This is a genomic window from Streptomyces sp. NPDC029956 (genome assembly GCF_055574655.1).
The window spans coordinates 1-2,671 of sequence record NZ_JBVHZJ010000124.1 but is presented as its reverse complement, the minus strand read 5'-3'; the positions used below and the strand labels follow the sequence as shown (position 1 = coordinate 2,671).

2 protein-coding genes are annotated in these 2,671 nt (G+C 70.2%); both read left to right on the top strand.

The window, feature by feature from the left end; all coding sequences use genetic code 11:
- Positions 1-657, top strand: a 657-nt coding sequence (locus ACZ4XX_RS40215; protein ID WP_468512768.1) for an acyl carrier protein, incomplete at its 5' end; no start/stop codon positions are given.
- A partial coding sequence (locus ACZ4XX_RS40210) for a type I polyketide synthase (RefSeq protein WP_468512767.1) occupies positions 654-2,671 on the top strand: 2,018 nt, incomplete at its 3' end. The genes ACZ4XX_RS40215 and ACZ4XX_RS40210, both read left to right, overlap by 4 nt.

The window sequence follows — 2,671 nt, the reverse complement described above, 5'->3', positions numbered from 1 at the left end:
CTCGTCCCCCTCAAACTCGACCTCCGCACCCTCCAACGCGAACACGACAACACCCACACCCTCCCCACCCTCCTCCGCACCCTCGTCCGCAACCGACTGCGCAAATCCGGTATCGCGGCTCCGGCCCCGGACGCACTGCGCGACCGGCTGCTCGCTCTCCCCGAGGACGAGCGACTTCTCGCGGTGACCGAGGTGGTGCAGGGCGAGGTCGCCGTCGTGCTGGGTCTGGACGGAGCCGGGGCCGTCGGCACCCAGCAGGTGCTGAAGGACCTGGGCATCGACTCCCTCATGGCGGTCGAACTCCGCCGCCGCCTGTCGGGCGCGAGCGGTATCGCCCTGCCGGCCACGCTGGCGTTCGACTACCCGACCCCGACCGCCATCGCCGGGCTCCTGCTCGACCGCATGGAACTGGGCGGCGCGCGCACCTCGGCCGTCGCCCCTCGACTGACGAAGTCCCAGATCAACGGGCTCGTGGAACTGCTGCGTTCCACGACGCCGGAGCAACTCGAATCGCAGGGCCTGGTCGCCGGGTTCCTCGACCTGCAAGCGGCGCTGTCGAAGACGGTCGCCGACGACGAGCCCGATGTGGACGTCGAGGACAGCAGCCAAGAAGACCTCCTTGAGTTCCTGGACCGCAAGTTTGGAGTGAGCAAGTGAGCGCGACCGAAGTGCAGAAGCTCGAGACGTATCTGCGGCGCACCACGAACGCCCTGCTGCAGGCCGAGAAGGACCTCACCTCGGAGCGCGAGGCCAAGGTCGAGCCGATCGCCGTGGTCTCGATGGCCTGCCGTCTGCCCGGTGGCATCGACACCCCGGAGGCCTTCTGGGACCTGCTGTCCTCGGGTGGGGACGCGGTAGGGGGCCTGCCCAGGCGCTGGGACAGTCTGGGCATCTACGACCCGGACCCGGAGGCGGTGGGCAAGAGCTACTCCCGTGAGGGCGGCTTCCTCGCCGATGCGGAAGGGTTCGACGCGGAGTTCTTCGGCATCTCGCCGCGTGAGGCGCAGTCGATGGATCCGCAGCAGCGGATCGTCCTGGAGACCGCCTGGGAAGCCCTGGAACGAGCCGGCATCCGCCCCGAGACGCTCAGCGAGAGCCGCACCGGCGTCTATCTCGGTGCGATGACCTCCGACTACGGGAAGAGCTCCGGCCTCGGTGACCTGGACGGCTACGTCAGCACGGGCAACGCGAACAGTGTGATCAGTGGCCGGGTGTCGTACTCCCTCGGTCTTCAGGGCCCCGCACTGACCGTCGACACCGCCTGCTCCTCCTCCCTCGTTGCCACCCATCTGGGCATCAACGCCCTGCGCAACGGCGAGTGCGAGACCGCGCTGGTCGGCGGCGTCACCATCATGTCGACCCCCGCCCTGTTCGTGGAGTTCAGCCGCCTCAAGGGCATGGCCGCGGACGGCCGCTGCAAGAGCTTCTCCGCCGACGCCGACGGCGCCGGCTGGGCCGAAGGCGCCGGCATCCTCCTCCTCAAGCGCCTCTCCGACGCCGAACGCGACGGCGACCGAGTCCTCGCCGTCATCCGCGGCTCAGCCGTCAACCAGGACGGCCGCAGCCAGGGCCTCACCGCCCCCAACGGGCCCTCCCAGCAGCGCGTCGTCCAAGACGCACTCGCGGCAGCCCGTCTCACCCCCGCCGACATCGACGCCATCGAGGCCCACGGCACCGGCACCACCCTCGGCGACCCCATCGAGGCCGGCGCACTCGCCGAGGTCTTCGGCCCCACCCGCGACACCGACCAGCCCCTCTACCTCGGCTCGTCGAAGTCGAACATCGGACACGCCCAGGCCGCAGCCGGCGTCGCCGGCGTCATCAAGATGGTCCTCGCCCTCCAGCACGAGCAGCTCCCCAAGACCCTCCACGCCGACGAACCCAGCCCCCACATCGACTGGGACGGCACCGGCCTCCAGCTCCTCCAGAACAACCAGGACTGGAAGCGCGGCGACCGCATCCGCCGAGCGGGCATCTCCTCCTTCGGCCTCAGCGGCACCAACGCGCACGTCATCCTCGAAGAAGCCCCGAAGACCGAGGCGGCCGAGGCCACCGACACCACCCCCGCCCCGGTCGACCAGCCTCTCCCCCTCTTCGTCTCGGGTCGTAGTGAGGCTGCGTTGCGTGCGCAGGCCGCCCGCTGGGCGGACTGGATCGAGGCCCGGCCCGAGACCCCGCTCGCGGAGATCACGACCACCGCCGCGATGCACCGCACCCACTTCGACGTCCGCGCCGGAATCCTGGCCACCACCACCGAAGAAGCCATCACCGGCCTACGAGCACTCGCCGAAGGCCGGGAGCACGAGAACGTCGTCACCGGCACCGCCCGACCCGTCGGCAAGACCGTGTTCGTCTACCCCGGCCAGGGCAGCCAATGGCAGGCCATGGGCCGCGACCTCTACACCCACAACCAGGCCTTCGCCCAAGCCATCGACGCCTGCGACACCGCCCTGACACCCCACACCGGCTGGTCCGTCCGCGACGTCGTCACCGGCCGCGACGGCACCCACCCCCCCACCGACCGCGTCGACGTCATCCAACCCGCACTCTTCGCCATGGGCATCGCCCTCACCGCCCTATGGCGCTCACACGGCATCGAACCCGCCGCCGTCATCGGCCACTCCCAAGGCGAAGTCGTCGCCGCCGTCGTCAGCGGCGCCCTCACCCTCGA